The organism is Agromyces sp. PvR057 (genome assembly GCF_040547485.1).
Classification (GTDB): Bacteria; Actinomycetota; Actinomycetes; order Actinomycetales; family Microbacteriaceae; genus Agromyces.
Map to the genome: position 1 here is coordinate 156250 of NZ_JBEPPT010000002.1, position 26189 is coordinate 182438.

The window sequence follows — 26189 nt, forward strand, 5'->3', positions numbered from 1 at the left end:
GGCCACCGGCATCCGTCGGTCGCCTCAGCCCTGCGCTGCGACCCCGACGCGCTCGGCCGCCGCGAGGAACTCGCGCACGACGGGCACGGTCACGCGGCCGGTCCGACGGATGAGCGCCCAGCGCACGGGCGGCGCGTCGTCGAACGGCACGTACGTCACGCCGGGCCACGGGTAGTAGCGGCGACCCTCGTCCGGCACGGGGCACACGATCTCGCCCGTGGCGACGAGCGCGAGCACCTCAGAGAACGTCGTGACCGTCTGACCGCGACGGATCGGGCGACCCGAGGCCGTCGCGTGCGGCAGTACCGCCGACATCCACGGCTCGGGCGCGGCGATCGCCGGCACGACGAGGTCGCCCATCACCTCGAGTTCGACCGAGGCGCGTCGGGCGAGCGGATGTCGCGACGGCACGATCAGGTTCAGCGGCTCGTCGCGCAGCACGCTGCCGACCGCGAGGTCGGGCTCGTCGACCGGGAGCCACGCGGTGACCAGGTCGACCTCGCCGCGGCGGAGCGGGCCGAACGGATCGCTGAACGTCACCTCGCGGAACCGCACCTCCGCGAACGGACGTGAGCTGCGGAACGCCTCGAGGACGGGCTCGAGGTCGTGCGCCTGGGCGCCCATGACGCCGACCGTGATGGTCTCGGCCGACTGACGTGCGACGGATGACGCGTCGGCGATCGATCGACGGATGCCGTCGTAGGCGGGTCGGAGTCCTGCCCGGAGCTGCTCGCCTACCGGCGTGAGCTCGACGCGTCGACTCGATCGCGTGAACAGCGGGGCGCCGATCTCGATCTCCTGCGAGCGGATGGCGTGGCTCACGCGCGAGACCGAGACGTGGAGCCGTTCGGCCGTGCGCCCGAAGTGCAGCTCCTCGGCGAGCGTGAGGAAGATCTCGATGTCCCGCAGCTCCATGGGCCTCCCTCAGCCGCGATCGTGAATGCACAGGTCAACGATCGTAGTCCGATCGGCCGTTGATCGGGCCTCCGGCCGGTCCGAGGATGGAGCACGCATCGGGCTGGGACCAATTTGGTATTCAGTGTTGCTATCTACCGGTACTCATGCTTACTATGTACCAGTAGTCAGCAACACCGAGTAGCAGAAGGAGGATTCCATGGGCAAGCAGACGACCGAGATGCTGAAGGGCACGCTCGAGGGCATCGTCCTCGCCATCCTGGCCATGCAGCCGGCGTACGGGTACGAGATCACGGCCCGGCTCCGCGACCAGGGCTTCTCCGACATCGCCGAGGGCACCATCTACGCCCTGCTGGTCCGCATCGAGCAGCGCGGCCTCGTCGACGTCGAGAAGGTCCCGTCCGAGAAGGGCCCGCCGCGCAAGGTCTACGCGCTGAACGCGACGGGCGCCGAGTACCTCGACGAGTTCTGGGGAACGTGGAGCTTCCTCGCAGAACGCATCGAACAGCTCCACCACGACATCGAATCGAAGCAGCAAGCAGAAGGAGAATGACCATGGCCGCGAAGTGGATCGAAGCCCTCACCGGCTCGCTCGAGCAGAAGAAGCAGTACAAGGAAGCCAAGGCGCGCATCGAGGCACTGCCCGCGCCCTATCGCGACGCGGCGAACGCCGTCAACCGGTACCTCATGTACTACGGCGGCGTCACCGACGGCGACACCATCGTGCAGATGTTCCTCGACCACGCCGACCTCTGGGAGCGCGCGGCGCTCGACGGCACGCCCGTCAGCGAGATCGTCGGCGACGACCCCGTCGAGTTCGCCGAGGCCTACGCCCAGGCGTACGGCGGCACGCAGTGGATCGACAAGGAGCGCGCCCGCCTCGTCAAGGACATCGAGAACGCGAAGCGAAAGGAACAGCGATGACCACCGACCAGGCCCTCCCCGCCATCCGGGTGCAGGGCATCGAGAAGTCCTTCAAGGACCTGCACGTGCTGCGGGGCGTCGACTTCGAGGTGACGCGGGGCAGCATCTTCGCCCTCCTCGGCTCGAACGGCGCCGGCAAGACGACGCTCGTGCGCATCCTGTCGACGTTGCTGAAGTCCGATGCCGGCACCGCGACGGTGCACGGCTTCGACGTCGCCGCGAAGCCCAACGACGTGCGCGAGTCGATCAGCCTCACCGGTCAGTTCGCCGCCGTCGACGAGGTGCTCACCGGGCGCGAGAACCTCGTGCTCGTCGCGAAGCTCCGCCACCTGAAGAACCCCGGCGCGATCGCCGACGACCTGCTCGCCATGTTCGGGCTCACCGAGGCCGGCGGCCGCAGGGCTGCGACCTACTCGGGCGGCATGCGTCGCCGGCTCGACATCTCGATGAGTCTGATCGGCGACCCGCCGGTCATCTTCCTCGACGAGCCGACCACGGGCCTCGACCCGCAGGCGCGCATCGAGGTCTGGCAGACCGTCAAGCAGCTCGCGAAGGGCGGCACGACCGTGCTGCTCACCACGCAGTACCTCGATGAGGCCGAGCATCTCGCCGACCGCATCGCGATCCTGCACGAGGGCCGCATCATCCAGAACGGCACCCTCGCCGAACTCAAGCAGCTGCTGCCGGCCGCGAAGGTCGAGTACGTCGAGAAGCAGCCCTCGCTCGAGGACGTCTTCCTCACGCTCGTCGGACACACCGGCGAGGCAGCAACGGACGATGCCGACACGACCCGTGCGAGCGGTTCGGCCTCGGCAGGAAAGGAACTCCGATGACCACCCACGTCCTCGGCGACACCCGGGTGCTCACGGCCCGGTCGCTGACACACATCCTCCGCAGCCCCGACACGATCATCACGACGGCGGTCACCCCGATCGCACTGATGCTGCTGTTCGTGTACGTGCTGGGCGGCGCGATCAACACCGGATCCGACGAGTCGTACATCAACTACATGCTCCCGGGAATCCTGCTGATCACGATCGCGTCGGGCGTGGCATACACGTCGTACCGGTTGTTCCTCGACCTGCAGGGCGGCATCTTCGAGCGGTTCCAGTCCATGCCGGTCGCGAGATCGAGCATGCTCTGGGCGCACGTGCTCACGTCCCTGGTGGCGAACCTCGCTTCGATGGCGATCGTGATCGGCGTCGCACTGATCATGGGGTTCCGCACCGGGGCGTCGGTGGCGGCCTGGCTCGCGGTCATCGGCATCATGGTCCTGTTCACCCTCGCCATGACCTGGCTCGCCGTGGTCGCCGGACTCTCGGCGAAGACCGTCGACGGCGCGAGCGCGTTCAGCTACCCGCTGATCTTCCTGCCGTTCATCAGTTCGGCCTTCGTGCCGACCGAGTCGATGCCCGCGCCGGTCGCCTGGTTCGCCGAGAACCAGCCCGTGACCTCGATCGTCGACACCACGCGGGCCTTGTTCGCCGGTCAACCGGTCGGCAGCGACATCTGGGTCGCCCTCGCCTGGCTCGTCGGCATCCTCGTCATCGCCTACGTGTGGGCCGTCGCGATCTACCGCCGCAAGTTCAGCTGAGCGGATGCCTCGTGGCCGCCAGGCTTCGACCGAGGCCCTCCTGATCGCCCCCTTCTCCGGATCGCCGGAGGCGGGGGCGATCCGCGTGCCGCGTCGTCCACCTGCCGGAAGGCGTGAGGCCGCATGCGGATCGAGCCCGTGGGCGTGCGGCGGCTCGCATCGACGAGTTCGAGTTCCAGCGGCGTTGGCAGGCCGTGTACGACGCGGTGAGGCTCGCGGGGTTCAGACGACGTGCACGGCCGGCCGCCGCTTGAGATCGGGCTCGGCCTCGCGGAGCACCTCGCGCGTCACGGGTGCAACCTCGCCGACACCGGTGATGAGGTACCGGAACATGTTCGAGATCGGGTTCCCCTCGGTCCACTCGCAGTAGACGATCGGCACCACGCCGGTCGCATCGCGCGCGGCCAGCAGCACGGCGGCGATCGTGTTCGGCACGTTGCCGCTGCGCACGCGGAGCACGCGATAGCCGTCCTCCTCGGAGCCGATGACCCTCAGGTCCTCCTCGAAGTCCGAGGAATCCGACGCGTGCACCTCGAGGAAGATGGTCCGCGCCTGCGACGGGATGTTGCTGTACCGGCGTTCATCACGATCCTTCTCGGCATAGCCGTCCCGCCCGTCGGAATGCGGTTCGTGGGCGATGAACAGCAGTTCGCCCCGGTCGGCGTCGTCGGTGAGGAAGGTCATCGCCGGTTCGTCGAAGGCGACGGTGGGTGCGCGCAACTCGAAGGATCGTCCGATGCGCGAGACCGTGGAGATCACGAGGATGCCGAGGATGAACAGCGCGGCGATCCGGAGGCCGTCGGGTCGCTCGACGACGTTGAGCACGGTCGTGTACGTGAAGACGAGCGTGATCGCACCGAACGCGATGACCTGCGGCCGCTGTCGGCGCTGCCAGGCGGAGATCGTCACCGCGACCGACGCGGAGGTGATGAGCACCAGGACGCCCGTGGCGTACGCGCCGCCCTGTGCGTCGACGTCGGCCTCGAAGACGATCGTGACGAGGAACGCGATGAGCGTGAAGACGAGCACGAGCGGACGCACGGCCCGCGCCCATTGGGGTGCCATGCCGTACTTCGGGAGGTACCGGGGCACGAGGTTCAGCAGTCCGGCCATCGCCGAGGCGCCGGCGAACCAGAGGATCAGGATCGTGCTGATGTCGTAGACGGTGCCGAACCCCTCACCGAGGTACTCGTGGGCGAGGTACGCGAGCGCGCGCCCGTTGGCCTCGCCGCCGGGCTGGAACTCGGCCTGCGGGATGAGCAGCGTCGTCGCGAAGCTCGAGGTGATGAGGAACGTGCTCATGATGACGGCCGCGGTGGTGAGGAGTCGGCGGGCTCCGCGGATGCGGGTGACCGGTCGATCCGGCGGATCGGAGGGCGAACCGTGGATCTGCGGCATCACCGCGACACCGGTCTCGAAGCCCGAGAGGCCGAGCGCGAGTTTCGGGAACACGATGAGCGCGACGCCCACGACCAACCAGGGGTTGCCGTGCTGGGTGAACAGCGCGGACCACCAGTCCTCGATCACGAGCGGGTTCTCGAACACGTGCCAGAACGAGACCGCGATCACGATGACGTTCAGCGCGAGGAAGACGGCCACGAGCACCACGGCGACACGGATCGCCTCGCGGAAGCCCTTGAGGAACACGAGTCCGAGCAGCGCGATGAGCACGAGCGTGAGCCACACCTGTGCGCCGTCGAAGAAGTCGGGTGCGAACGGGTTGGCGATCGCGTGCGCGGAGGCATCGGCCGCCGAGAGCGTGATCGTGATCATGAAGTCGGTCGCGGCGAAGCCGAGGAGCACGAGCACGAAGAGCTTCCCTGCCCACCAGGGCAGGAGCCGCTCGAGCATGGCGATCGAGCCGGATCCCTTGAAGCTCTCGCTCGCGACCCGGCGGTACACCGGGAGCGCGCCGAGCAGGGTGAGCGCGATGAGCACGATGGTGGCGAACGGCGAGACGAGCCCTGCGGCCAGTGCGGCGATGGCGGGCTGGTAGCCGAGCGTCGAGAAGTAGTCGAGACCGGTGAGGCACATCACCCGCCACCATGAGTGCGTCTGTTCGACCTGCTTGGCGTGCGGTCCCTGGTGGGCGCCGCGGTCATCCACGAGTCCGGTCATGAGCCAGCGCCCGAGTCCGGATCGAGGTGCCGGGGCGTGCGCGACCGGCACGACCGTGGTCGTCGGCCCGGTGTCCTGTGCTTCGGCCGGTTCCGTCGCTGCCTGGCCGTCGTTCTCGGTCACGGATCGAGCGTAGTTCGCCCGGGCTCGGCGCCCCGGCTCATCGTGTTAGGAAACCGTTAGGATTTCGAGCCCGGCCTGCTCGCTCGTCCCGGTGGCGCCGCCCGCGGGTGCCGACGCGTCGAACGGGCGCGAGCGGATGTCGATTCCGCTCGCGCCCGTTCGACGCTTGAATGAGAGCGGATGTCGCGTCTCATCCGGGCCGGTCGCGAAGACGGGCCCCGACCTCACCACCGACGGAAGGCAGCAGCACCATGCGTCCCATCATCATCACCGCGTTCGTCAGCCTCGACGGCGTGATGGATTCACCGGGCGGCGGCGACCACCCCCGCGCGGGCTGGACCTTCAAGGAGGTGCCGTTCGTCGCCGACGCGTACGAGATGAAGGGGACCGAGCAGCTCGAGGCATCCGCGATGCTGCTCGGCCGCGTGAGCTACGACGAGTTCGCGCCCATCTGGCCGACCATGGACGAGTTCGCCGAGTACAACGCGATGCCGAAGTACGTCGTCTCGTCGACGCTCACCGACCCCGAGTGGAACAACGCGCACGTGCTGCGCTCGCTCGACGAGGTCGCCGAACTCCGCAACGGCGAGGGCGGCCCGATCATCGTGCACGGCAGCGCGACCCTCGGGCAGGGGCTCGCCGCGGCCGGCCTCGTCGACCGGTACCACCTGCTGATCTTCCCGGTCACCCTCGGCAGCGGAAAGCGGCTCTTCGACGGCAACGCGACGGGCGCCCTGAAGCTCGTCGACCAGGCCGCCTACGACAACGGCATCATCAAGGCCGTCTACGACGTCGAGCACTGAGCCCGGCATCGGGCGAGCGGATGCCGCGGGCGGGCGAGCTGGAGACGGCGAGCGGAGACGGCGAGCGGAGACGGCGAGCGGATGCCGCGGGCGGGCGTCCGCGCTCCCTTGCCGCCCGGCGCCGGGCGGGAGTAGCCTCCGATCGCCTGCTCATCGTCGATCGGAGCCACCGTGCCTGCCGCAGCCCTTCCCTCGAGCGGTGACGCCGCGGTTCCGCGCGGCGCGAAGACCTGCGACGCGCGCGGCATGGCCGAGATCCACCGCCTGTTCAAGGCCGGGTTCGGCGAGGGGGCCGCGCTCGTGAACGGTGTCGCCGAGGCGGACGCCGCGCACGCCGACGTCGTGGGCGACCACCTCGCGATGCTGTCGACGAGCCTGCACGCCCACCACGAGGGCGAGGACGCCAAGCTCTGGGATCCGCTCGAGCAGCGCGCTCCCGCCTGCGCGGTGCACGTCGCGCGCATGAAGGCGCACCATGCCGAGCTGCTCGTGCACCTCGTCGCGCTCGACGCCGCCCTGCCCGCCTGGCGTGCGAGCGGCACCGCAGCGGATGCGGCATCCGTGCTCGACGCGCTCGACGGCGTGAATGCGGCGCTCGCCGTGCACCTGCCGGACGAGGAGGCGAACATCGTGCCGGTCATGGAGCGCACGCTCACGCAGGCCGAGGTCGACTGGTTCGGCGAGCACGGCCGCAAGGCCACGCCGAAGGGCAAGATGTTCGTGCAGCTCGGCGCGATCCTCGCGGCCCAGCCCGACGGCGGCGACGAGTGGATGCGCGAGCACCTGCCCGCACCCGTGCGCGTCATCTGGCGCGTCTTCGGCCGGCCGGCCTACGAGAGGAACCGTCGCGAGCTCGTCGGCACGCGCTGATCGACCCCTCGCCCGTCGCCTCGACGAGCGGATGCCGCGAGCCGGCGTCAGCCGATCGTCACCGGGTCGCCGACGGCGATCTCGCCCTCGCTCTGCGGCACGAGCAGCACGCCGAACCACGTCTTGCCGTCGCGCCGACGGTGCTTCGAGAGCGTGCGGATCGGCTCGAGCCCGCGCTGCAGGGTGACCGGGTCGATGCCCGTCATCATGCACCGGTCGCAGCCGCCCGCGATGCGGAACCGCACCTCGCCGAGGGTCACGAACCCCCACTCGTCTTCGGCGAAGGGCTCGTCGCCGTCGACGACGACGTTCGGCCGGAACCGCAGCATGTCCAGCACGGGTGCGCCCTCGTCGGTCCAGGCGTTCAGGGCCGCGAGCGACGCCTCGGTCGTGAGCAGCAGCGGGCCGGCGTCGGCGAGCGACATGCGGTCGCCGTCGAGTCCGCCGTGCTCGCCGCTCACGGGCCGCACGGTCGGGTCGGGCTGCCACACGAGGCGCACCGACTGCCCGAGGTGCGCGCTCAGCCAGTCGTCGGCCTCGGCGCCGGCGGGCAGCGCGGTGCCCTGCCGGGAGACGCCGACCGCGACGGGTGCCACGTCGGTCGGCACGTCGATGCGGAGCGGGTCGGAGGTCGCGCTGCCGAGCAGCACCCCGCCGTCGGCGAGCGGCTCGACCGTGAGGCCCAGCATCTGGTTGCGTTCGCGCGCGGTGACCGTGCGGCCGGTGTCGTCGACGACGGCCCAGCGGCGGTCGGCGGCGAGTCCCCACGGCTCGACGCGGGCGGACCGCACGTCGAGTCCGCCGAGCGACTTCACGGGGTAGAGGCGAACGCGGGTCAGATGCATGCGAACACGCTACCCGCCCGGATCGGGCCTGACGGCCGCCGCGCACGCAGCAGCGGGGCCGACCTCCGAAGAGGCCGGCCCCGCCGGTGCTGTGGTGTCGCAGGTGCTGGTCGTGCGGTCAGCGACCGCCCGCGGCTACTTGCCGACCGCCTTCAGCGCGTTGACGATGCCGTTGCCGTAGAACCCGTTCTGCGCGGTGGTTCCCTCGCAGGTGTGGGTCGCGGTGATGGTCGCGCCCGCCGGGGTGATGCGCGTGTACGTGAACGCCGGCGGCGTCGGGCATGCCGTGTCGACGGCGGTCTGGCGCAGGCGGGCGTCGACGACGGAGGCGGGCAGGTACTTGCCGCCCCGGATGATGTCGGGGATGCCGTACTTGCTCACGATGAGCGCGGCCACGCCGGCGGCGTGCGGCGACGCCATCGAGGTGCCCTGCAGGTACTGGTAGTACCCGCACGTCGTGCCGGCGGCGTCGCAGCTCTTGACGACGCCGTCGACGAGGATGTTGCCGGCCTCGTCGATCGCGCCCTCCTCGAGGGCGAGCGCCTGCGGGTACGCCGCGAGGATCGCCTTGCTGATGTCGCGCGTGTTGCCCGCGGTGTCGTACACGTCGCCACCGGGGGCGGCCACGTCGACGTAGCCGTTGCCGTAGTCGGAGTAGTACGCCTTGCGCTTGGACTCGCCGGTGCTGCTCACCGAGATGACGCCCTTGCCCTCGCTGGGCATCGACGTGCAGGTCGCGGGGTCGAGCAGGTCGCGCGTGTAGGCGACCTCGCCGAGGACGTCGGCGAAGTCGGGGCTGCCCGTGTCGCTGATGACCTTGGTGTAGTCCGTCGCCCCGTTTCCGGCGGCCGAGACGAGCGTCACGCCGCGCAGACGGGCGTAGTCGAGCGCGCGCTGCATGGCCTTGACGATCGTCTGCTGCTCCTGCTGGTCCGCCGCGGAGTCGGCGGGGTGGCTCGAGCAGTTGAACAGCCACGGGTCGACGTAGTAGCTCATGTTGACGACGTCGACGCCGATCTTGGCGGCGTAGGTGAGCGCGTCGATCGAGGGCTGCAGGAAGAAGTATCCCGAGTCCTGTCCGGCGCGGAGGTTCACGAGCTTGACGTTCGGCGCGACGCCGGCGATGCCGATGCCGTTGATCGGCGAGCCGATCGTGGACGCCACGTGCGTGCCGTGCCCGTTCTCGTCGACGTTCGCCGCGTCGGTGCACGACCCGTCGGCTTCGTCTTCGCAGGCGCCGTCGATGACGCCGCCGTTCGCGTCGACGGGGACGTCGACCGTGAAGTTGCGGCTCTTCTTCGCATCGAAGTTGGGTGCGATGTCGGGGTGCGTGCCGTCGACGCCGGTGTCGAGGATGCCGACGAGCACCTTGTCGCTGCCGCGCTCGACCTTGTACGAGCCGTCGACCGTGGCGCCGATCTGCTGCATGTCCCACTGCAGGGACGCGAGGGGTTCTGCGGTGAGCGAGTTGCCGCCCTTGCCCTTGTTCGCCGCGGGTGCCGCGGGCGTCGCGCCTCCGCCGGCGCGGACCTCGGCCTCGGCCTCGTCGAGCTTCTTGGCCTCGTCGCCGCTGACGGCGTCGTCGGGCACGTCGGCGATGACGCGGTTCTGCGCGGTGCCCTCGATGGCTCCCTGCGCGAGGGCCAGGGCCTCGAAATCCGAATCGGTGGTGCGGATCGTCGCGACACCCACATCGGTGTTCTCGCTGACGATCGTGCCTCCGGCTGCCGTGACCGCGGCCGCCGCGGCGGCGGACGAGGTTCCGGCGGTGAAGAGCACGACGTACTCCTGCTCCCCGGTGGCCTGGCCGACATCGGTCGTGAAGGCGCTCGCCGGGGCGGCGGCCAGGGCCGTCAAGCCGAGCACGAAGACGGATGTTGCGGCGATGGTGCGATATCTGCGCATGACTCTCCTAAACATCGAGCGTTTGGCGAGAGCCTCCCATCCCCGAAGCGCGTGCATCAAGAGGTTGCACCGATCACGCGAGATACCCGCAGAACGTGCAGCGAATCGGCGTGATCAGGCCTTTCGCCGCTCGTTCTCGAGTGATAGGCGAGCGGTTGGCCGGTCGAGGAGCGGAGCGTATCGAGACCTCCGAGAGTGGGGCCTCGATGCGGCGCTGACGCGCCTCCTCGACCGGCGGTCGGCGGCTCAGGCCGTCGCGGCCTCCGTCGCGAGGGCCGCGCGCAGGCCGTCGACGAGCGAGGTCGTGGGGCGACCGATGAGCCGGGAGACGCCGCCGGTCGGCACCTCGAGCACGCCCGCGCGGATGCCGGCGTCGAGCGACGTGACGAATCCGATGGTGCCGGCGTCGAGCCCGGCCGACTCGAGGGCCGCGGCCTGCTGCTCGGTGGTCAGCGGGGTGTAGACGACCTCGCGCCCGAGCACGTCGGTCGCCGCGGCGGCGATGTCGGCGTAGCCGAACGCCTCGTCGCCCGAGAGCTCGTAGACCTGGCCGAGGTGGCCGTCCTCGAGCAGCACGACGGCGGCGGCGTCGGCGAGGTCGGCGCGCGTGGCGCCCACGATGAGGCCCTCGCCGGTCGACGACGAGACGACGCCGGTCTCGGCGGCGCGCGCGACATCCGCCGCGTAGTTCTCGATGTACCAGTTGTTGCGGAGGATCACGGCGGGGATGCCGGTCTCGGCGATGACGGCCTCGGTCGCCGCGTGCTCGGGGGCGAGCGGGTAGTCGGCGGTGCTCGCGTTGGGTGCGCTCGTGTAGACGAGCTTCGCGACGCCGGCGGCCTTCGCGGCTTCGATCACGTTGCGGTGCTGCGCGATGCGCTGTCCGACCTCGGAACCCGAGACGAGCAGCACGGTGTCGACGCCGTCGAGCGCCGCCGCGATGGTGTCGGGCTTGCCGTAGTCGAGTTCGACGGCACGGATGCCGCGCGCCGCGACATCCGCGAGCTTCGACGTGTCGCGTGCGCCGGCGACGATCGTCGACGGCTCGGCGCCGCGCGTGAGGAGGGCGTCGATGACGAGGCGGCCGAGCTGGCCCGATGCGGCGGTGACGAGGATGGTCATGTCGTGCGGTTCCTTCCGATTCGCCGCGCAGCGGCTGCGCGGTACGCATGGGACAACCGGATGCCGCGTGCAGAACATTCCCGACAGAGGGTACCCACCTTGAAGTAAGCTACCCACATGGTGGTAAGTCTTGCGCAGATCCGGGAGACCTCGGGCGAGGTCTTCGTCGAGGGGTGTCCGACCCGCGTCGTGCTCGATCACATCATGAGCAAGTGGGGCGTGCTCGTGCTGCTCGCGCTCACCGACGGCACGCTGCGCTGGGGCGAGCTGCGCCGCGAGGTGCAGGGCATCAGCGAGAAGATGCTCGCGTCGACGCTGCGCACCCTCGAGGCCGACGGCCTGGTGTCGCGCATGTCGTACCCCGAGGTGCCGCCGCGCGTCGAGTACGCGCTCACCGACCTCGGGCGAGAGCTCATGGAGCGCATGCTCCCGCTCGTCGAATGGGTGGCCGTGCACGCCGGCGACATCGTGCCGGCCGAGGCCTGAGCGAGTCGTCGCTCGAGCGGGCCGGCCGACGCCGGAACGCGTCGACCGGCGAACGCCCGTGACGGCTGTCAGGCCGCGCGGCGCGCCGTCATGGCCAGTGCGATCGACACGAGCACGCCGACGACGCTCGCCGCGGCCGCGACCCAGAAGGCGACCGAGAAGGCGAACGCGGGGTCGGTGCTCGCGACGGCGCCCGCGGTGAGCAGCGCGGACACGACCGGTGCGGCCGCAGCCGAGCCGATCGTGCGCACGACGCCGTTCAGGCCGGTGGCGGCGCCGACCTCGTTCGACGGCGACACCGACACGACCAGTTGGGCGCAGATCGCGTAGCCGATGCCGTTGCCGAGGCCGAGCACGGCGAAGCCGACGATGACGGCCAACGGCGTGGTCGGCCAGAGGGCGAGGGTCGCGGCCCCGGCGCCCATCACCGCGGCGGCGATCACGGCCGTGCCGCCGGCGCCGATGCGGGCGACGAGCGCGGGCGTCGTGCGGCCGCCGACGAAGACGAGCACGGCGCTCGGCAGCATCGCCAGCGCCGAGGCGGTCACGCTCATGCCGTGCCCGTACCCGGTGTCCGCCGGGGCCTGCATGAGCAGGGGCAGGGCGACGTAGAAGACGTACGGCACGAAGCCGACGACGACGGTGAGCAGGCTGACGAGTGCGATCGGGCCGTGGCGGAAGGTGCGCACGTCCACGACGGGCGCGGCGACGCGCATCTCGACGAGCACGAGGGCGATGAGCAGCAGGATGCCGGCGGCGCCGACGCCGAGTGTCAGCGGAGAGGTCCAGCCCCATGCGCCGCCCTGCGAGACGGCGAGCAGCACGCCGACGAGGCCGCCCGTGAGCAGCAGGATGCCGGGCCAGTCCGTCGAGCCGGTCGCGGCCGGCTTGGCGCCGCGGGGCACCCAGGCGACCACCATCGCGGCCGAGGCCAGGATCAGGATCGCGCCGATGGCGAAGATCCAGCGCCACGAGAGGGCATCGACGATGATGCCGCCGGCCACGAGGGCGAGGCCCGCGCCGAGGCCGATCATGCCGGGGATCCAGCCGAACGCCGCCGCGAGCCGCTTGCCCGTGAGCAGCGTCCGGGCGAGCGCGAGTGCGAGCGGGAAGGTCGCGGTGCTGACGCCCTGCACGACGCGGGCGGCGAGCAGCACGGTGAGGTTGGGCGCGAACGCCGCGACGAGGGTCGCTGCGGTGAAGACGAGCATCGCCGCGAGCAGCACGCGTCGGTGCCCGAACCGATCGCCGAGGTTGCCGACCACGGGGGAGAAGACGGCTCCGGCGAGCAGGAAGGCGGTGAGGATCCAGCCCGTGCCGAGGCTCGTCGCCCCGAGGTCGTGCCCGATCGTCGGCAGCGCCGGCACGACGAGCGTCTGCATGAGCGAGAACGCGAGCACCGCGGCGCTGAGCGCGAAGGTGATCAGGCCGGGTCGGCGAGCGGCCGTCGACTCGCGGATGCCGCCGGCGGCCGCCTCGATGCGGATGTCGGCGTCGGTCGGCTCGACCGTGTCGGAGATGGGGGTCGCGGTGGGCATGGACGTGCTCGCTTTCTGGAGGTGCGGGGGAGGCACCGCGACGTTGCGGTGGAGGGATCGAGGGAACGGAATCGACCCGGGATGAATCGGAACGGAACGTCCGTTCCGATTCAGAATAGCAGTACACTGGGGCGATGCCCGACCCCTCCGCCGACGAGCGCCCTCTTCCCGGCCGGCAGCGGGAGGCCAGATCCAACGATGCCGCGGTGCTGGCGGCCGCCCGCGAGGTGCTCTCCGCCCAGGGGCACGACGCCTCGATGGCCGAGATCGCTCGGCACGCGGGCGTCGGGGTTGCCTCGATCTACCGCCGGTACCCGACCAAGGAGGCGCTCGTCGAGGCCCTCCGGGTCACCGGCGTGAGCGCCGCCGCTGCGCTCGCCCACGAGGTCGCGGGGTCGATGCCCGACGGCGCCGGCGCCGCTCCCGACGGCCATGCCGACGACGGCGCCGATACCGGCGCCGCTCCCGCGGGAGCCGTGGCGAGCTTCCTTGCCAGGCAGATCACCGGCGCGCCGGGCCCGATCCTGCAGCCGCCGGGCCGGGGCGCCCCGATCTCGTCCGAGCTCGGCGCCGCATCGGAGGAGCTGCATGCCGGCCTGCGTCGCCTGGTCGCGCGCGACCGGGCCGACGGTCTCGTGCCCGAGGGGTTCACGGCGGCCGACGTGATGCAACTCCTGCTGCACCTCCGCCCGGCGCTGCCGTACCCGCGTGCGCACGCCGACGCGTTGCACCTGCGCTACCTCGACCTCGCCATGCGCGGGCTCGCCGAGCAGGCTCGCGACGGCGTCGTGCTCGACGACGGGCCCCACTGGGACGAGTGGATGGGCTCCTGGCACGACTGAGTCCGCCGGCGTTCGGTGCTCGGCGGGCCGCGGCCTCCGCGATGGATGCGGTCGACGGCGCGACGAGACATCCGTGAAGGAGCCGGTCGAACGAGCCCGGTCGAACGAGCCCGGTCGAAGAAGAAAAAGAGAGCGGATGACGAGATTCGAACTCGCGACCCTCACCTTGGCAAGGTGATGCGCTACCACTGCGCCACATCCGCATCGCCCGCGTTTCCGCGTGCTCTCCGAGACTACCCCAGGACGGACCGCCCCGTTGACACATGAGCATCGAACGCATGGGAGAGCGGATGCCGCGGGCCCCGAACTGGGGGGTGTCCCTCCGTTTCGGTCGCGCCCGCCGCTGCACTACCGTGAGGTGCCGCGACGGCGCGGGCGTACCCGCGCGCCGCCGCGCGGCCTGGTGAGAGGACCTCCCGTGTCGCAGCGTCGCCCGCTCCATCGTCTCTTCCGCCCGGTCGCGAGCGTGCTCGCCGTGCTCCTGGTCGCCGCCGCGACCGTCGTCGGCGCCGCGGTTCCCGCGCAGGCGGTGCCCACGGTGCCGAGCGCGCTGACCTTCACCGAAGGCGTGGACCCCGGAGCGCCGACGGTGCTCGTCGAACCGGGAACGGCCTCGAACTCGGCGCTGTACGCCGACACGGCCCCTCCCGGGATGTGGCTCGAGTTCTTCGGGGACGGCAGCGGCATCCGGCTCGCGGGCACCCCGGAGTTCGACGGCGTCTACAGCGTGCGCTTCGACGTCACGTTCCCCGACGGCCCGTGGATGCAGGCGTACACCACGGTCGTCACGGTGCTGCCGTCGACGCCAGTGACCCCTGCGCCGGCCTGGACGACGACGACGCTCGGCCCGCTCACGCGCCTCGCCGCGGTGAGCGTCGGGCTCGCGGCATCCGACACCACCTCGTTCGCGATCACGGCGGGCTCGCTGCCGGCGGGGCTCTCGCTCGTCGGCGGCACGATCTCGGGCACGGTGACCGCCGCCCCGGGCCCCTACTCGTTCACCGTCACGGCGACCGGCCCCGGCGGCTCGACCGCCCAGGCGTTCAGCGGCGTCGTGAACGACGTGCCGCCCGTGTGGCAGACGTCGCAGGTCCTCGGGGATGCCGGCGTCGGGCTGGCGTACTCGAAGGCCCTCGTCGCGACCGACGCCGTGAGCTACGCGGTCACCGCCGGCTCCCTACCCATCGGCCTCTCGCTCTCCACCGGCGGCGTGATCAGCGGCATCCCGACCGCGGCCGGCGTCTCGAACTTCACCGTGACCGCGACGAAGGCGAGCGGGGCCTCGGCCGCGCGGGCGTTCCGACTCGAGGTGCTGGCCGCCCCGATCTGGGTCGGCGAGACGTCGGTCGTGGTCACCGTCGGTCACTCGAAGACCGTGGCGGGCCACTTCGAGAACGTCCTCACGGTCAACATCAATGAGGACCCGAAGGGGCCGTTCCGGTCGTCGGCCGGCAGCGGCCTCGTCACGGTCACCGGACTCAGGCCCGGATCGGGCGCGACCTTCCCCCTCGGGATCACGACGGTGCATCCGTCGCTCGGCGTGAGGATCGACGTGACCGTGCTGGCCGAGCCGGTGTGGGTGACCGAGTCGATCGGCGCGCTGCGCCAGGGCGTCGCGGTCGATGCGGGCCTCGCGCTCGAGGCGACGGATGCCACGGGCTACGCGATCACCGCCGGCAACCTGCCCGCGGGGCTGGGCCTCGCCGCCGACGGCTCCATCACCGGCACGCCGACCACCGCCGGCCCGTACACCTTCACGGTCGGGGCGACGAACGGCGACGTCACGGTCGACCGGCAGTTCACGGGCAGCGTCAAGGCGCCGCTCGTGGTCTGGGTGACGGACGAGGTCGACCCCGTGCCCGTCGACCACGCGCTCGGCCTCGCGTTCGTGGCGAAGAACGCCGCGACACTGTCCGTCGTCAGCGGATCGCTGCCGACGGGCACCGCACTGAGCGTCGAGGGCCTGCTCACGGGCACGCCGACCGTGGCCGGCAGCTCGACGTTCACCATCCGCGCCACGAACGCCGACGGCGAGAGCGCCGACCGCGCGTTCACGCTCGACGTGCTCGCGCCCGCGACGTGGACCGGGCCGACCTCGCTGCTGCTCACGGTCGGCGACGAGGTCCTGCTCGACAGCGGCGGCAACATCGTCGGCGGTCGGTTCCATCAAGCCTCGTTCGACCCCGATGGCGGGTTCGACGCCTCGCTCAGGTCGGCCGACCTGCTGGCGATCGGCGCCCACAAGGCCGGCACCGCGACGCTGTACCTCGACCTCGAGAACGCGCTCGGCGTGCTGAGCTCCGTCGAGATCGTCGTCGAGGTGCGCAATGCGCCCGTGTGGGTGTCCGACTCGCTCGGCGCCCTGCGCGAGGGCGTCGCCGTCGATGCCGGCCTCGCGCTCGAGGCGACGGATGCCACGGGCTACGCTCTCGTCGACGGCGCGCTGCCGGCCGGCCTGAGCCTCGCCGCCGACGGATCCGTCACCGGCACGCCGACCGCCTTCGGCGCCTACGACCTCACGGTCGAGGCCACGAACGGCGACGTCACGGTCGCCCGCCAGTTCACGGGCACCGTGAACGCGCCGGTCGTGACCTGGACCACGACCTCGGTGCCGTTGCTGCACGAGGATGTCCCGGCCGGCGTCGTGTTCGCGGCCGAGCATGCCGTGGCCTACGCCGTGACCGACGGCGCGCTGCCCGTCGGCCTGACGCTCGGCGCCGACGGCACGGTCGACGGCTCGCCGACCGAGGCCGGAACCTTCGGGGTCGAGGTCACCGCGACCAACGCCACGGGCGAGGGCGTCGCGCAGGCGTTCACGATCGTCGTCGACGAGCCCGTGCTGAGCGTCGTCCTCGACGGCAAGCCCGGCGACGCGGCATCCGGTCTCGGCGTCAGCGTGACCGGCTCGGGCCTCTCGCCCGACACGGCGTTCGACGTGACGCTGTTCTCCGCCCCGATCGTCGTCGCGAACGGGGTGGTCGCGGCCGACGGCACGATCGACCTCGCCGCATCGCTGCCCGCGGTGGTGCCGTTCGGGGCGCACGAACTGCGGGTCACCGCGGTCGGGGCCGACGGCGAGCCGTTCACGACCTCGGTCTGGTTCTCGGTCGGCGAAGACGGCGAGATCCTCGAGATCTCGACCGAGGGGCCGGTCGCCGAGCCCGTGCCGACCCCGGCACCGGCACCGGCGCCGGCGGCGGCCGCCGCGCCGACGGGCATCGCCTCGACGGGTGTCGAGCCGTCGCTCTGGCTCGCCGGTTCGGGCCTGCTGCTCGCGCTCGGCGCGGCCCTCGTGCTCGTTCGCCGGCGTCGTGCGGAGGCTGCCACCCGCTGAGCGTCCCGGACATGGCGATGCCGGTTCAGCCTCGACGACGAGGCGGAACCGGCATCGCGCGTCTCAGTCCTTGGCGTCGGCTGCCTCGATGACCGCGGCAGCGTGGTCGGGCACGAGGTTCGCCCACTCGCGGGGCGGGCGCTCGTACCCGCCGGACGCCGGACGGGGCGGGATCTCGATCGTCTCGCGCTCGACCGGCTGATACGGGATCTTCGAGAGCAGGTGGGCGATCATGTTGATGCGCGAGCGGCGCTTGTCGTCGCTCTCGATCTCGTACCAGGGCGCTTCGGAGATGTCGGTGTTCGCGAACATCGCGTCCTTCGCGCGCGAGTAGTCCTCCCACTTCGTGATCGAGAGCACGTCGTTGGGGCTGAGCTTCCAGCGCCGCATCGGGTCCTCGAGGCGCGAGCGGAACCGCTCCTCCTGCACGACGTCGGACACGCTGAACCAGTACTTCAGCAGGATGATGCCGTCTTCGACCAGCATCCGCTCGAAGATCGGCGCCTGGTGCAGGAACCGGTGGTACTCCTCGTTGGTGCAGTAGCCCATGACGCGCTCCACGCCCGCACGGTTGTACCAGGAGCGGTCCATGAGCACGATCTCGCCCGCCGCCGGCAGGTGCGGCACGTACCGCTGGAAGTACCAGCGCGTCTTGTCGCGCACGCTCGGCGTCGGCAGCGCGACGACGCGCGTGACGCGCGGGTTGAGGTACTCGGAGACGCGCTTGATCGTGGAGCCCTTGCCCGCGGCATCCCGCCCCTCGAAGATCACGACGACGCGCGCGCCGGACTCCTGCACCCACGCCTGCATGTCGACGAGCTTCGCCTGCAGGTCCTTCAGCTCGCGTTCGTACAGCTTCTTCGGCATCCGCTCGGTCATCGTGAACCTCCTGCGCTGAAGCCTAGGGGCGATGCATCGAGCGGATGCCGCGGCGCGGCCGACAGCGAGGTGGAGTGGTCGCACAGCTTCCATCGGGAGAATGGCCTGATGACCGTGCTCGCACCGCTGGAGGCCCCCTCGGGCGGCTCCTCGTCGCCGCGTCCGCTTCGGAGGAGACGGGTCGGGCTCGCCCGGGCCACCGCACTGCTCGGCGCGGCGGTCGTGCTCCTGCTGGCGTTGCACACGATGGTTCCGGATGTCGCGGGCCTCGGTCTCATCGTCGACACCGCGCTGCCCTGGTTCGGGCTCGCGGTGCCACTGCTGCTCGTCGGCGCGCTCGTCGCGAGGGGTCGGGCGGCGATCGCTGCCGCCGTGCTCGCTGCGCTCGTCTGGAGCGCCATGTTCGTGCCGTCGATCCTGCCGCTGTCGTGGACGGCGGCTCCCGCATCCGACGCGCGCCTGACCGTGGCGAGCCAGAACGTCGAGGCGGGCTCCGGCACCGCCGCCGCCTCGGCTGCGGCCCTGGCCGCCACCGGTGCCGACGTGGTCGCGCTGCAGGAGATGGACGCCGAGTCCCGTGCCGACGCCGGGGCGGTGCTCGACGAGAGCTACCCCTATCGCTACGGGGTCGGGACGGTCGGCGTCTGGAGCGTCTTCCCCATCGAGAACGCCCAGATGCTCGACCTCGGGCTCGGCTGGAAGCGCGGGCTGGCCGCCGACCTCGAGACGCCGAGCGGGCCCGTGAGCATCTACGTCGTGCACGCGGCATCCGCTCGACCGACCGGGCACGACGAACGCGACGCCATGCTCGCGAACCTCGCCGACCACCTGGAGCGCGACGAGAACGACCGGGTCGTCGCGGTCGGCGACTTCAACGCCGGGTCGTCGGATCGGGCGCTCGCCGACGTCACGGCGCAGCTGTCGGAGGCGAACCAGAGCGACGGCGGTTTCGGATTCACCTGGCCGGCCGCGGCGCCGGTCGTGCGCCTCGACCACGTGTTCCAGCGCGGCATGGACGTCGTGTCGAACACCTCCGTGCCGGCAGGGGGCGGCGACCACCTCGCCGTGATCGCGACGCTGAACCTTGAGTAGCGCTCGGGCTGCGTCGGCCGTCGACTGTCGCCCGGTAGCTCTTGGCTCTGTCTCGTTGTTGCGTTGTTGCGTTGTTGCGTCGTTGCCCGCTACTCGGCGGGGATGCCGCGGTCGCGCACGAGGTACGCCCACGGGAACATCGTCGAGCCGACGACCCAGCCCTCGGCCTCGTCGCGGCGCGATGGGCCGCGCCAGATGAGGCGCTTCGTCTCCCACTGCGTGTCCGTGCGCACCATGCGGTGGCGCAGCAGGCCGGCCTCGACGGTGTGCCAGCCGGCGCGCCCGGCGAGCTCGAGCTCGGCCATCTCGTCGAACGCGGTCACCGGGCCGAGCCAGCGGTACTCGTCGTCGTCGTCGGCTGCGGCGTCGGGCTGCGAGGCGTCGCCGAAGCGCTGCTGCGCGGCCTGCCGGGACATGCCCAGCTCGGCACCGATCGCGGCCCAGCTGACGCCGCCGGCGCGCGCCGATTCGACGGCCTGGCGCAGGATGGCGCGCACCTCGCCCTCGGCTTCGGCGCTGGTGCGGATGAGCGCGAGGTGTTCGGCGGGTTCGAGGTGGCGGCTCTCGTCGGGCTCGACACCTGCGGCGTCGAGGATCGCGCGCGTGACCATGTCGCGGACGCTCACCGCTCGTCGTCCCGGCTGGGCAGCCACCAGTCTCCGCGCTCGCCGTTGCGCGAGCGCAGCCATCCCGCGGTTGCGGCGAGGCGGACGACGCCGAGCAGCGTGATGGCGACGCCTGCGCCGACGACGAGCCCGCCTGCGAATCCGTCGAGCACGGCGATGCCGATCGTGTTGAGGATGATTCCGACGGCGATCAGGCCGTAGCCGGCCGACCATGCCGTCGGGCGGTGTCGTTTCGTTCGTTCGACCATACGTCAACTGTAAGTTGACGCAAACGATGATGTCAATGATCAGTTGACAGGGCGGGCAAGCGCCGCTCAGCTGAGGTGCGCGAGCCGTCGCGAGCACCACGACGGCGAACGCCACGGCGAACAGCCGGATGGGCCGCCAGGCCGGCCGGCGGAACAGCCCGACGAGTCCGGCCACCCAGATCGCCACCAGCGGCGGCCCGGCGAGCAGGAACAGGAAGGGCAGCGTGAGCAGGCGCCCGGCGCCGTCGGTGTCGTCGGCCAGCGCAGCCCATGCGCAGCTGCGGCAGGTCGTTCGCGACCTGTTACGGGAGGTTCGGCAGCGCGACGACGACGACCCCGACGCCCGCCCAGAGCCACGGCGACCGCAGCGCCCGCCACGGACCGACCGCGAGCAGGCAGATGCCGATGCCCGCGACGAGCAGCACGATGCGCTGATCGCGGCCATGCTCGCGCGGCTGCAGCTGTGAGTGCGGTCGGAAGCCGACGCCGCACCGCCCGGCTCGGAAGGGACCGCGCGGCCATCTGGTAGCCATGAGTATGGTCACCACCGATGCATCCTCGTCGCCCGTGGCGAACTCCGCCCGGCAGCTCCTCGACGCGAACGCCTACCTGACCCTCGCCACCGCGGACGCCGCAGGCCGCCCGTGGGCGACCCCGGTGTGGTTCGCCGTGCGAGACCTGCGCGAGTTCGTCTGGGTGTCGCGCCCGACCCGTCGTCACTCCGAGAACATCGCGGCACGCGCTGAGGTCGCGCTCGCCGTGTTCGACACGACGACGCCCGTCGGCGATGCGACGGCCGTCTACGCCGAGGCGCTCGCCGAGCAGGTTCCCGACGATGCGCTCGAAGGCGCGCTCGCGGTGTACAACGCGGGATGCGCGGCATCCGGCCTGCGTCCGTGGGCGGAGGGGAGCGTGAGCGGCGCGGCACCCCATCGCCTGTACCGTGCGGTCGCGTCGCACCTCTGGGTGCTCGACGAGCGCGAGGACCGCGTCGCCGTCTACTGAGTCGCCGTCTCCTGAGTCGGGCCTTGCTGCGCGGATGCCGCGGCACGCCGTTCCCGCGCCCCTTCCGGTTGTCGGATGTCGCGGCTAGCGTCTGACCCACCGACCGCGAAGGAGCTTCCCATGCCGACGACCACGATGACCTGCCTGCTCGTCGAGGGGCCGCTCGACGAGATGGCCGAGTTCTACGCCTCGCTCGTGCCCGACTCCGCGGTGCTGAACGTCGACCGCTGGCCGGCCGACTCCGAGCGGGCGGGCGAGCCGCTCGCCGTCGACTTCACGGTCGCCGGCGCGAGGTTCCAGCTGATCTCGGGCGGTCCGGATGTCGCGCTCACGCCGGTCGTGTCGATCAAGCTCGAGGTCGACGACCAGGCCGAGGTCGACCGCCTCTGGAACGCGCTCCTCGCCGACGGCGGCGAACCGAGCCAGTGCGGATGGCTCACCGACCGCTTCGGCCTCTCGTGGCAGCTCGTCCCACGCGGATTCACCGAGCTGATGACCACGACCGATACCGCCCTGAAGCAGGAGCTCTTCGCCGCGATGCTGCAGATGACGAAGCTCGAGATGCCCGTCTTCGACGCCATCGCCGCGCGGCACTGAGGCGGGTCCAGCGCACCAGGACCTTGCGCTCAGCCCGTGCGGGTCGCGTCGACGATGTTGGGCTTGTGGATGCCGCGCAGCTCGAAGGAGTACTGGTCGCCGATCGTGAACGCGGACTTCGGCATGCTCGTGTGGAAGTCGCCGCAGGTCGACTCGACGATGAGCGAGTCGAAGCCCTTGCCGCCGGGCTCGACGCCGTGGCCGGTGACGATGCACTCGGTGACGGTGCCCATCGGCACGGACGTGCTGGCGATGAACCCGCCGAGCACGAGCAGCACCACGGCGAGCGGGATCAGGCGCAGCAGCACGGTGCGCACGCGACTCCCGGGCTTGCGCGGGGCCGGCGCCGGAACGCTCGTCATGCGGCGCTCCTCGTGAACTCGCGGGCGGGCTTGCCGACCGTGCCGCGGGCCAGGGATCCGGTCGGCTCGAGCTGCGGCTCCATCAGGCGTCGGAACGTGTCGCGCGGCAGCGGGTGGCCCGCGACGGCCTCGTGCAGCTCGTGCAGCTCGCGGATCGTGAACGTCGCCTCGGGCAGCAGCCCGAAGGGGTCAGGGCGCTCGGCGTAGCGCGCACGCAGCTCCGCGACGGCGAGCTCGACGATGGCGTTGTGGTCGAACGGCATCGACGGCAGCGCCGCGACGGGCAGCAGCTCGGTCTGCGCGCGGGCGGGGTCGGCCCGCGTCTCGGCGTCGAGGCGCGACATCCGCACCGGGGCGAGGTGGGCGACCGACAGCACCCAGCCGCGGTCGTCGCGACCGGGGGCGTCGAACACGTGCAGCTGCACGGGACGGATGCCGGTGATGCCGGCCTTCTCCGCGAGCGAGCGGGCGACCGCGTCGGCGAGCGTCTCGCCCTCGTGCAGGAACGTGCCGGGCAGCCGCAGGTCGCCGTCGCCCGTGACCGCGATCACGCTGAGCGGGCCGCCCGGGGGTACCGTGAGCACGGCCGTGTCGACCGCGACCGACGGCCTCGGGTAGTCGGTGAGGGCCCTGCCCTGCGAGTCGCGCGTGGTCACTTGACGATTCAAGCAGATCTGCGCAAACTGTCAACACCGATTCGCGCGAATGTGCGCTAATAACCGAAAGGGGCCGACATGGACGCCCTCACCGACCTGCTGCAGTCGCAGCTCTTCTCGATCGCCGACCAGCCCGTCTCGGTCGTCGAGGCCATCGGCTTCCTCACCGGCGCGCTCTGCGTGTGGGCCGTCGCGCGCGGCAGCATCCTGAACTGGCCGCTCGGCATCGTGAACAACCTCGCGTTCCTGCTGCTCTTCGCGGGCGTCGGGCTCTATGCGGATGCCGCGCTGCAGATCGCGTTCGGCGTGCTCGGCGTCTACGGGTGGGTGCAGTGGTCGCGTCGTCGGCGCGGCGGGGTCGAGGGGGTCGGTGAGGGCGGCGCGGCCGGCGCGGCATCCGCTCTGCCCATTCGGCGGGCGACCCGGCGCGAACTCGTCGTGGGCAGCGCCATCGCCCTGATCGCGACCGTCGCGGTCGGCTACCTGCTCGCCGCCGAGACGAACTCGCAGGTGCCGTGGCCCGACGCGTTCATCCTCGCGTTCTCGCTGTTCGCGACGTGGGGGCAGGCGAAGAAGCTGCTCGAGCAGTGGTGGATCTGGATCGCCGTCGACCTCGTCTCGATCCCGCTGTACCTGGTCAAGGGGCTCTGGCTCACGGCACTCCTCTATACGGGGTTCCTCGCGCTCTGCGTCTACGGCCTCACGCGATGGACGCGCGAGTACCGGGCCGGTCGGGCAGGTGGCGAGGGCAACAGCCCAGCGGATGCCGCAGCCACCGCTCGCACGACGGATGCCGAAGCCACCGCAGAGGCCCGCGCATGACCCGCGAGCCGCACGGCCTCGTGATCGGCAAGTTCTACCCGCTGCACGAGGGGCACCTGGCGCTGCTGCGCCTCGCGGCCGCCGAGTCGGAGCTCGTGACGGTCGTCATCATGGGAACCGTCTTCGAGTCGATCCCGCTCGAGCGGCGGGCCGCCTGGCTGCGGGAGGAGATCGCGGCCGACCCGGCGGGGCTCGGCAACGTGACCCTCGTCGAGGTCCCGTGCGACGCGCCCGTCGAGTACGGCAGCGATATCGCGTGGCGCGCGAACGTCGTGCTCATCGAGGCAGCCCTCTCGGCGGCAGGTCGGCCGGCGCCCACGACGGTCTTCTCGTCGGAGCACTACGGTGCCGAGCTCGCCGCACGCCTCGGCGCCGGGCACCGGGCGTTCGACGCGGCCCGCACGCGCTATCCGATCAGTGGAACGGCCGCCCGCGACGACCTCGTGGGCCGCTGGGGGCAGGTCGCGACATCCGCTCGACTGGATCTCGCGACGCGCGTCATCGTGGTGGGCGCCGAGTCGACGGGCACGACGACGCTCACCTCGGCGCTCGTCGAGCACTACCGGGCGCGCGGCTTCGGGCGGATGCCGTTCGTGCCCGAGTACGGGCGCGAGTTCACCTACGAGCTGCACGCCGAGACCGAGGCAGCGGCGGGGCGCCCGGTGTCGATGGACGACCTGGTCTGGCTGCCCGAGCACTTCGCGCGCATCGCCGAGCGGCAGAACGCGCTCGAGAACGCGGCGGCGCTCGCGTGCCCGCTCGTCATCGCCGACACGGATGCCCTCGCGACCGAGCTGTGGGAGCGGCGCTACGTCGGCTCGACGTCGGATGCGACGCGCCGATTCGGCACCACCGAGCTGCCGCGCCGCGACGTGTACCTCGTGACCGACCACGAGGGCGTCGCGTTCGAGCAGGACGGCTGGCGCGACGGCGAGCACATCCGGGCCGAGATGAACGGATGGTTCATCGACGAGCTGACCCGCCGCGGGCACTCATGGGTGCTCATGAGCGGCTCGCACGAGGAGCGCCTGCGCTACGCGGTGCGGCTCGTCGACGCGCTCTGGTCGCGCAACTCGACGTTCGCGTCGCCCGAGTGGGCCGACCGCACGGCGCTCGTGGCGGCCGGGTGACGCGGCTCGGGGAGCGCGAGAGCCCGTCGAGGATCGAAGCAGTCGAGAGCAAGGAGTCAGCATGTCGTTCGAATCCACCCCGACCCTCATGGACCGCGCGATCGGCGCCGTGCTCGGCTCGGCGGCCGGCGACGCCCTCGGTGCGCCGTACGAGTTCAAGCCGTCGCTGCCCGACGACGTGCCGGTCGTGTTCACGGCGGGCGGCCCGTGGGAGCTCGGGGAGTGGACCGACGACACCTCGATGGCCGTTCCCATCCTCGAGGCGCTCTCGCGCGGCGACTCGCTGACGGATGCCGCGGTGCTCGCCCGCATCGCCGGTGCGTGGAAGCACTGGGCAGTCGATGCCAAGGACGTCGGCATCCAGACCCGCCAGGTGCTCGGGCAGACGACGTTCCGGTCGGTCGACCCCTTCGAGGTGAGCGAGGACGACGTGCGTGCGGCCGCGAAGCGCGTGCACGACTCGACCGGACGCTCGGCCGGCAACGGCTCGCTCATGCGCACCGGCCCGGTCGCGCTCGGCTTCCTCGGCGATGATGCAGGCGTGGAACGGGCGCTGGCCGACGCGGCCCGCCGGGTGAGCCAACTCACGCACTACGAGACGGATGCCGGCGACGCCTGCGTCATCTGGTCGCTCGCGATCCGGCACGCGATCCGCACCGGCGCCTACGACGTGCGCACGCCCGTCGATGCGCTGCCCGAGGAGCGCCGGACTCGTTGGCACGGGTTCCTCGACGTCGCCGAGCAGACGCAGCCCCGCGACATCCCCGGATCGAACGGATGGGTCGTGGCGGCCATGCAGGCGGCGTGGTCGGCGATCCATCACGCCGAGGTCGCCGGCGAGGGCCTGCAGCAGACGCTCGAGCGCGCGGTGCGGTGCGGCAACGACACCGACACGGTCGCGGCGATCGCCGGCTCGCTCGCCGGCGCGAAGTGGGGCGGCTCGGCGGTGCCCGCAGCCTGGCGCGCCGAGCTGCACGGCTGGCCCGGGCTGCGTGCGGACGACCTCGAGCGGTCGGCCGCGCTCGCCGTGCGACGGGGGAGCCGCGACACTGACGTGTGATTCACGCGCCGCCGGAACGCGTTCGGCAACCCCCGAGACGTTCGCCCGCGGCATCCGCTCGAGGTCACACGCCCGTGTCGAACCCGTTCTGTCGTGTGACCTGCAAGCGCCGCGGCCGCTTGCGGATGACCCGCACGAGGTAGCTCGCCGATTGCCACGCGAACCCCAGCCCGGCGCCGACGCCCAGCACGAGGCCGATCGCGTTCGCGGGTGCGGATGGAGCGGCCGGCTGCACTCCTCCTCAACAGCCGAGTCAGCCCACGCGGTGGAAGACATACGCCGTGAGAATCGGT

Annotated in this window: 28 protein-coding genes and 1 tRNA gene; 15 read left to right on the plus strand and 14 right to left on the minus strand. The window is 71.4% G+C overall.

All coding sequences use genetic code 11. The features are described from left to right. Positions 1-24: 24 nt before the first annotated feature. On the minus strand, positions 25-915 hold the full coding sequence (locus ABIC29_RS09930; RefSeq protein ID WP_354244919.1) for a LysR family transcriptional regulator: 891 nt from the start codon (positions 913-915) through the stop codon (positions 25-27). A gap of 199 nt (positions 916-1114) precedes the next feature. On the opposite strand from ABIC29_RS09930, the gene ABIC29_RS09935 reads away from it, so the two are divergent. From ABIC29_RS09935 to ABIC29_RS09950, 4 genes are read left to right on the plus strand one after another with little or no spacing between them, the layout of a single operon-like run. Continuing rightward, a complete protein-coding gene (locus ABIC29_RS09935) occupies positions 1115-1468 on the plus strand; it encodes a PadR family transcriptional regulator (RefSeq protein ID WP_116084407.1) in 354 nt (117 codons plus the stop codon). Positions 1469-1470: 2 nt separating this feature from the next. Continuing rightward, positions 1471-1839, plus strand: coding sequence for a DUF1048 domain-containing protein (locus ABIC29_RS09940; protein ID WP_116084405.1), 369 nt, complete (start codon positions 1471-1473; stop codon positions 1837-1839). Continuing rightward, positions 1836-2672 (plus strand): ABC transporter ATP-binding protein, encoded by an 837-nt coding sequence (locus tag ABIC29_RS09945; protein WP_116084402.1) that lies wholly within the window; start codon positions 1836-1838, stop codon positions 2670-2672. Before ABIC29_RS09940 ends, ABIC29_RS09945 begins: the two co-directional genes overlap by 4 nt. Then, complete coding sequence (locus ABIC29_RS09950; protein ID WP_067879636.1) at positions 2669-3433, plus strand: ABC transporter permease; 765 nt, start codon at positions 2669-2671, stop codon at positions 3431-3433. The genes ABIC29_RS09945 and ABIC29_RS09950 overlap by 4 nt, the downstream gene beginning before the upstream one ends. Before the next feature lie 222 nt (positions 3434-3655). Here the strand turns inward: ABIC29_RS09950 and ABIC29_RS09955 are convergent, their stop codons facing one another. Then, positions 3656-5551, minus strand: a complete 1896-nt coding sequence (locus ABIC29_RS09955) for an APC family permease (RefSeq protein ID WP_354245802.1) — start codon at positions 5549-5551, stop codon at positions 3656-3658. A gap of 374 nt (positions 5552-5925) precedes the next feature. Here ABIC29_RS09955 and ABIC29_RS09960 point away from each other — a divergent pair, with 374 nt between their 5' ends. Beyond that, on the plus strand, positions 5926-6477 hold the full coding sequence (locus tag ABIC29_RS09960; RefSeq protein WP_116084399.1) for a dihydrofolate reductase family protein: 552 nt from the start codon (positions 5926-5928) through the stop codon (positions 6475-6477). A gap of 171 nt (positions 6478-6648) precedes the next feature. After that, positions 6649-7347 carry a hemerythrin domain-containing protein gene (locus tag ABIC29_RS09965; RefSeq protein ID WP_116084397.1) on the plus strand — a complete coding sequence of 233 codons (699 nt, stop codon included), beginning with the start codon at positions 6649-6651 and terminating at the stop codon, positions 7345-7347. Between the two features lie 47 nt (positions 7348-7394). Here ABIC29_RS09965 and ABIC29_RS09970 read toward each other — a convergent pair whose 3' ends face one another. The 3 genes from ABIC29_RS09970 to ABIC29_RS09980 form a co-directional block, all read right to left on the minus strand. Then, positions 7395-8192, minus strand: a complete 798-nt coding sequence (locus ABIC29_RS09970; protein WP_354244925.1) for an MOSC domain-containing protein — start codon at positions 8190-8192, stop codon at positions 7395-7397. Between the two features lie 135 nt (positions 8193-8327). Beyond that, positions 8328-10097, minus strand: a complete 1770-nt coding sequence (locus tag ABIC29_RS09975; RefSeq protein WP_354244928.1) for a S8 family peptidase — start codon at positions 10095-10097, stop codon at positions 8328-8330. A gap of 246 nt (positions 10098-10343) precedes the next feature. Then, on the minus strand, positions 10344-11219 hold the full coding sequence (locus ABIC29_RS09980) for an SDR family oxidoreductase (protein WP_354244930.1): 876 nt from the start codon (positions 11217-11219) through the stop codon (positions 10344-10346). A 117-nt stretch (positions 11220-11336) separates the two neighbouring features. Here ABIC29_RS09980 and ABIC29_RS09985 point away from each other — a divergent pair, with 117 nt between their 5' ends. After that, positions 11337-11705 (plus strand): winged helix-turn-helix transcriptional regulator, encoded by a 369-nt coding sequence (locus tag ABIC29_RS09985; RefSeq protein WP_116084389.1) that lies wholly within the window; start codon positions 11337-11339, stop codon positions 11703-11705. 68 nt (positions 11706-11773) lie between these two features. Here ABIC29_RS09985 and ABIC29_RS09990 read toward each other — a convergent pair whose 3' ends face one another. After that, positions 11774-13243, minus strand: coding sequence for an MFS transporter (locus ABIC29_RS09990; RefSeq protein WP_354244933.1), 1470 nt, complete (start codon positions 13241-13243; stop codon positions 11774-11776). 134 nt (positions 13244-13377) lie between these two features. Between ABIC29_RS09990 and ABIC29_RS09995 the strand changes: the two genes are divergently transcribed. Continuing rightward, positions 13378-14085, plus strand: a complete 708-nt coding sequence (locus tag ABIC29_RS09995; protein ID WP_116084385.1) for a helix-turn-helix domain-containing protein — start codon at positions 13378-13380, stop codon at positions 14083-14085. A gap of 131 nt (positions 14086-14216) precedes the next feature. Here ABIC29_RS09995 and ABIC29_RS10000 read toward each other — a convergent pair. Next, positions 14217-14288, minus strand: a tRNA-Gly gene (locus ABIC29_RS10000). A gap of 215 nt (positions 14289-14503) precedes the next feature. Here ABIC29_RS10000 and ABIC29_RS10005 point away from each other — a divergent pair. Further along, complete coding sequence (locus ABIC29_RS10005; protein ID WP_354244937.1) at positions 14504-17419, plus strand: putative Ig domain-containing protein; 2916 nt, start codon at positions 14504-14506, stop codon at positions 17417-17419. Positions 17420-17482: 63 nt separating this feature from the next. Here the strand turns inward: ABIC29_RS10005 and ppk2 are convergent, their stop codons facing one another. Continuing rightward, a complete protein-coding gene (gene ppk2 / locus ABIC29_RS10010) occupies positions 17483-18298 on the minus strand; it encodes a polyphosphate kinase 2 (protein WP_354244940.1) in 816 nt (271 codons plus the stop codon). Positions 18299-18406: 108 nt separating this feature from the next. Here ppk2 and ABIC29_RS10015 point away from each other — a divergent pair, with 108 nt between their 5' ends. Next, the gene (locus tag ABIC29_RS10015) at positions 18407-19390 is read left to right on the plus strand and encodes an endonuclease/exonuclease/phosphatase family protein (RefSeq protein ID WP_116084378.1); all 984 of its coding nucleotides are present in this window, start codon (positions 18407-18409) and stop codon (positions 19388-19390) included. Positions 19391-19479: 89 nt separating this feature from the next. Here the strand turns inward: ABIC29_RS10015 and ABIC29_RS10020 are convergent, their stop codons facing one another. The 3 genes from ABIC29_RS10020 to ABIC29_RS10030 all read right to left on the minus strand — a co-directional run bounded on the left by ABIC29_RS10020 (position 19480) and on the right by ABIC29_RS10030 (position 20689). After that, entirely contained in the window at positions 19480-20001 is a 522-nt protein-coding gene (locus ABIC29_RS10020) for a hypothetical protein (protein WP_354244943.1), read from the minus strand. A gap of 11 nt (positions 20002-20012) precedes the next feature. After that, positions 20013-20264 (minus strand): hypothetical protein, encoded by a 252-nt coding sequence (locus tag ABIC29_RS10025; protein ID WP_354244946.1) that lies wholly within the window; start codon positions 20262-20264, stop codon positions 20013-20015. A 302-nt stretch (positions 20265-20566) separates the two neighbouring features. Beyond that, positions 20567-20689: a hypothetical protein gene (locus ABIC29_RS10030; RefSeq protein WP_354244949.1), complete on the minus strand. Its 123-nt coding sequence runs from the start codon at positions 20687-20689 to the stop codon at positions 20567-20569. A 112-nt stretch (positions 20690-20801) separates the two neighbouring features. On the opposite strand from ABIC29_RS10030, the gene ABIC29_RS10035 reads away from it, so the two are divergent. Continuing rightward, positions 20802-21269: a pyridoxamine 5'-phosphate oxidase family protein gene (locus tag ABIC29_RS10035; RefSeq protein WP_055861860.1), complete on the plus strand. Its 468-nt coding sequence runs from the start codon at positions 20802-20804 to the stop codon at positions 21267-21269. 120 nt (positions 21270-21389) lie between these two features. Next, positions 21390-21866 (plus strand): VOC family protein, encoded by a 477-nt coding sequence (locus tag ABIC29_RS10040; protein WP_354244952.1) that lies wholly within the window; start codon positions 21390-21392, stop codon positions 21864-21866. A gap of 29 nt (positions 21867-21895) precedes the next feature. Here the strand turns inward: ABIC29_RS10040 and ABIC29_RS10045 are convergent, their stop codons facing one another. Next, a complete protein-coding gene (locus ABIC29_RS10045; protein WP_354244955.1) occupies positions 21896-22228 on the minus strand; it encodes a hypothetical protein in 333 nt (110 codons plus the stop codon). After that, positions 22225-22884 carry an NUDIX hydrolase gene (locus ABIC29_RS10050; RefSeq protein ID WP_116084367.1) on the minus strand — a complete coding sequence of 220 codons (660 nt, stop codon included), beginning with the start codon at positions 22882-22884 and terminating at the stop codon, positions 22225-22227. The genes ABIC29_RS10045 and ABIC29_RS10050 overlap by 4 nt, the downstream gene beginning before the upstream one ends. 78 nt (positions 22885-22962) lie before the next feature. Here ABIC29_RS10050 and pnuC point away from each other — a divergent pair, with 78 nt between their 5' ends. From pnuC to ABIC29_RS10065, 3 genes are all read left to right on the plus strand, one after another. Continuing rightward, positions 22963-23706, plus strand: coding sequence for a nicotinamide riboside transporter PnuC (pnuC, locus tag ABIC29_RS10055; protein WP_116084364.1), 744 nt, complete (start codon positions 22963-22965; stop codon positions 23704-23706). Beyond that, a complete protein-coding gene (locus tag ABIC29_RS10060) occupies positions 23703-24836 on the plus strand; it encodes an AAA family ATPase (RefSeq protein WP_354244959.1) in 1134 nt (377 codons plus the stop codon). Before pnuC ends, ABIC29_RS10060 begins: the two co-directional genes overlap by 4 nt. 61 nt (positions 24837-24897) lie before the next feature. Then, the gene (locus tag ABIC29_RS10065; protein ID WP_354244962.1) at positions 24898-25896 is read left to right on the plus strand and encodes an ADP-ribosylglycohydrolase family protein; all 999 of its coding nucleotides are present in this window, start codon (positions 24898-24900) and stop codon (positions 25894-25896) included. A 64-nt stretch (positions 25897-25960) separates the two neighbouring features. Here ABIC29_RS10065 and ABIC29_RS10070 read toward each other — a convergent pair whose 3' ends face one another. Then, entirely contained in the window at positions 25961-26131 is a 171-nt protein-coding gene (locus ABIC29_RS10070; RefSeq protein ID WP_158551846.1) for a hypothetical protein, read from the minus strand. Positions 26132-26189 lie beyond the last annotated feature (58 nt).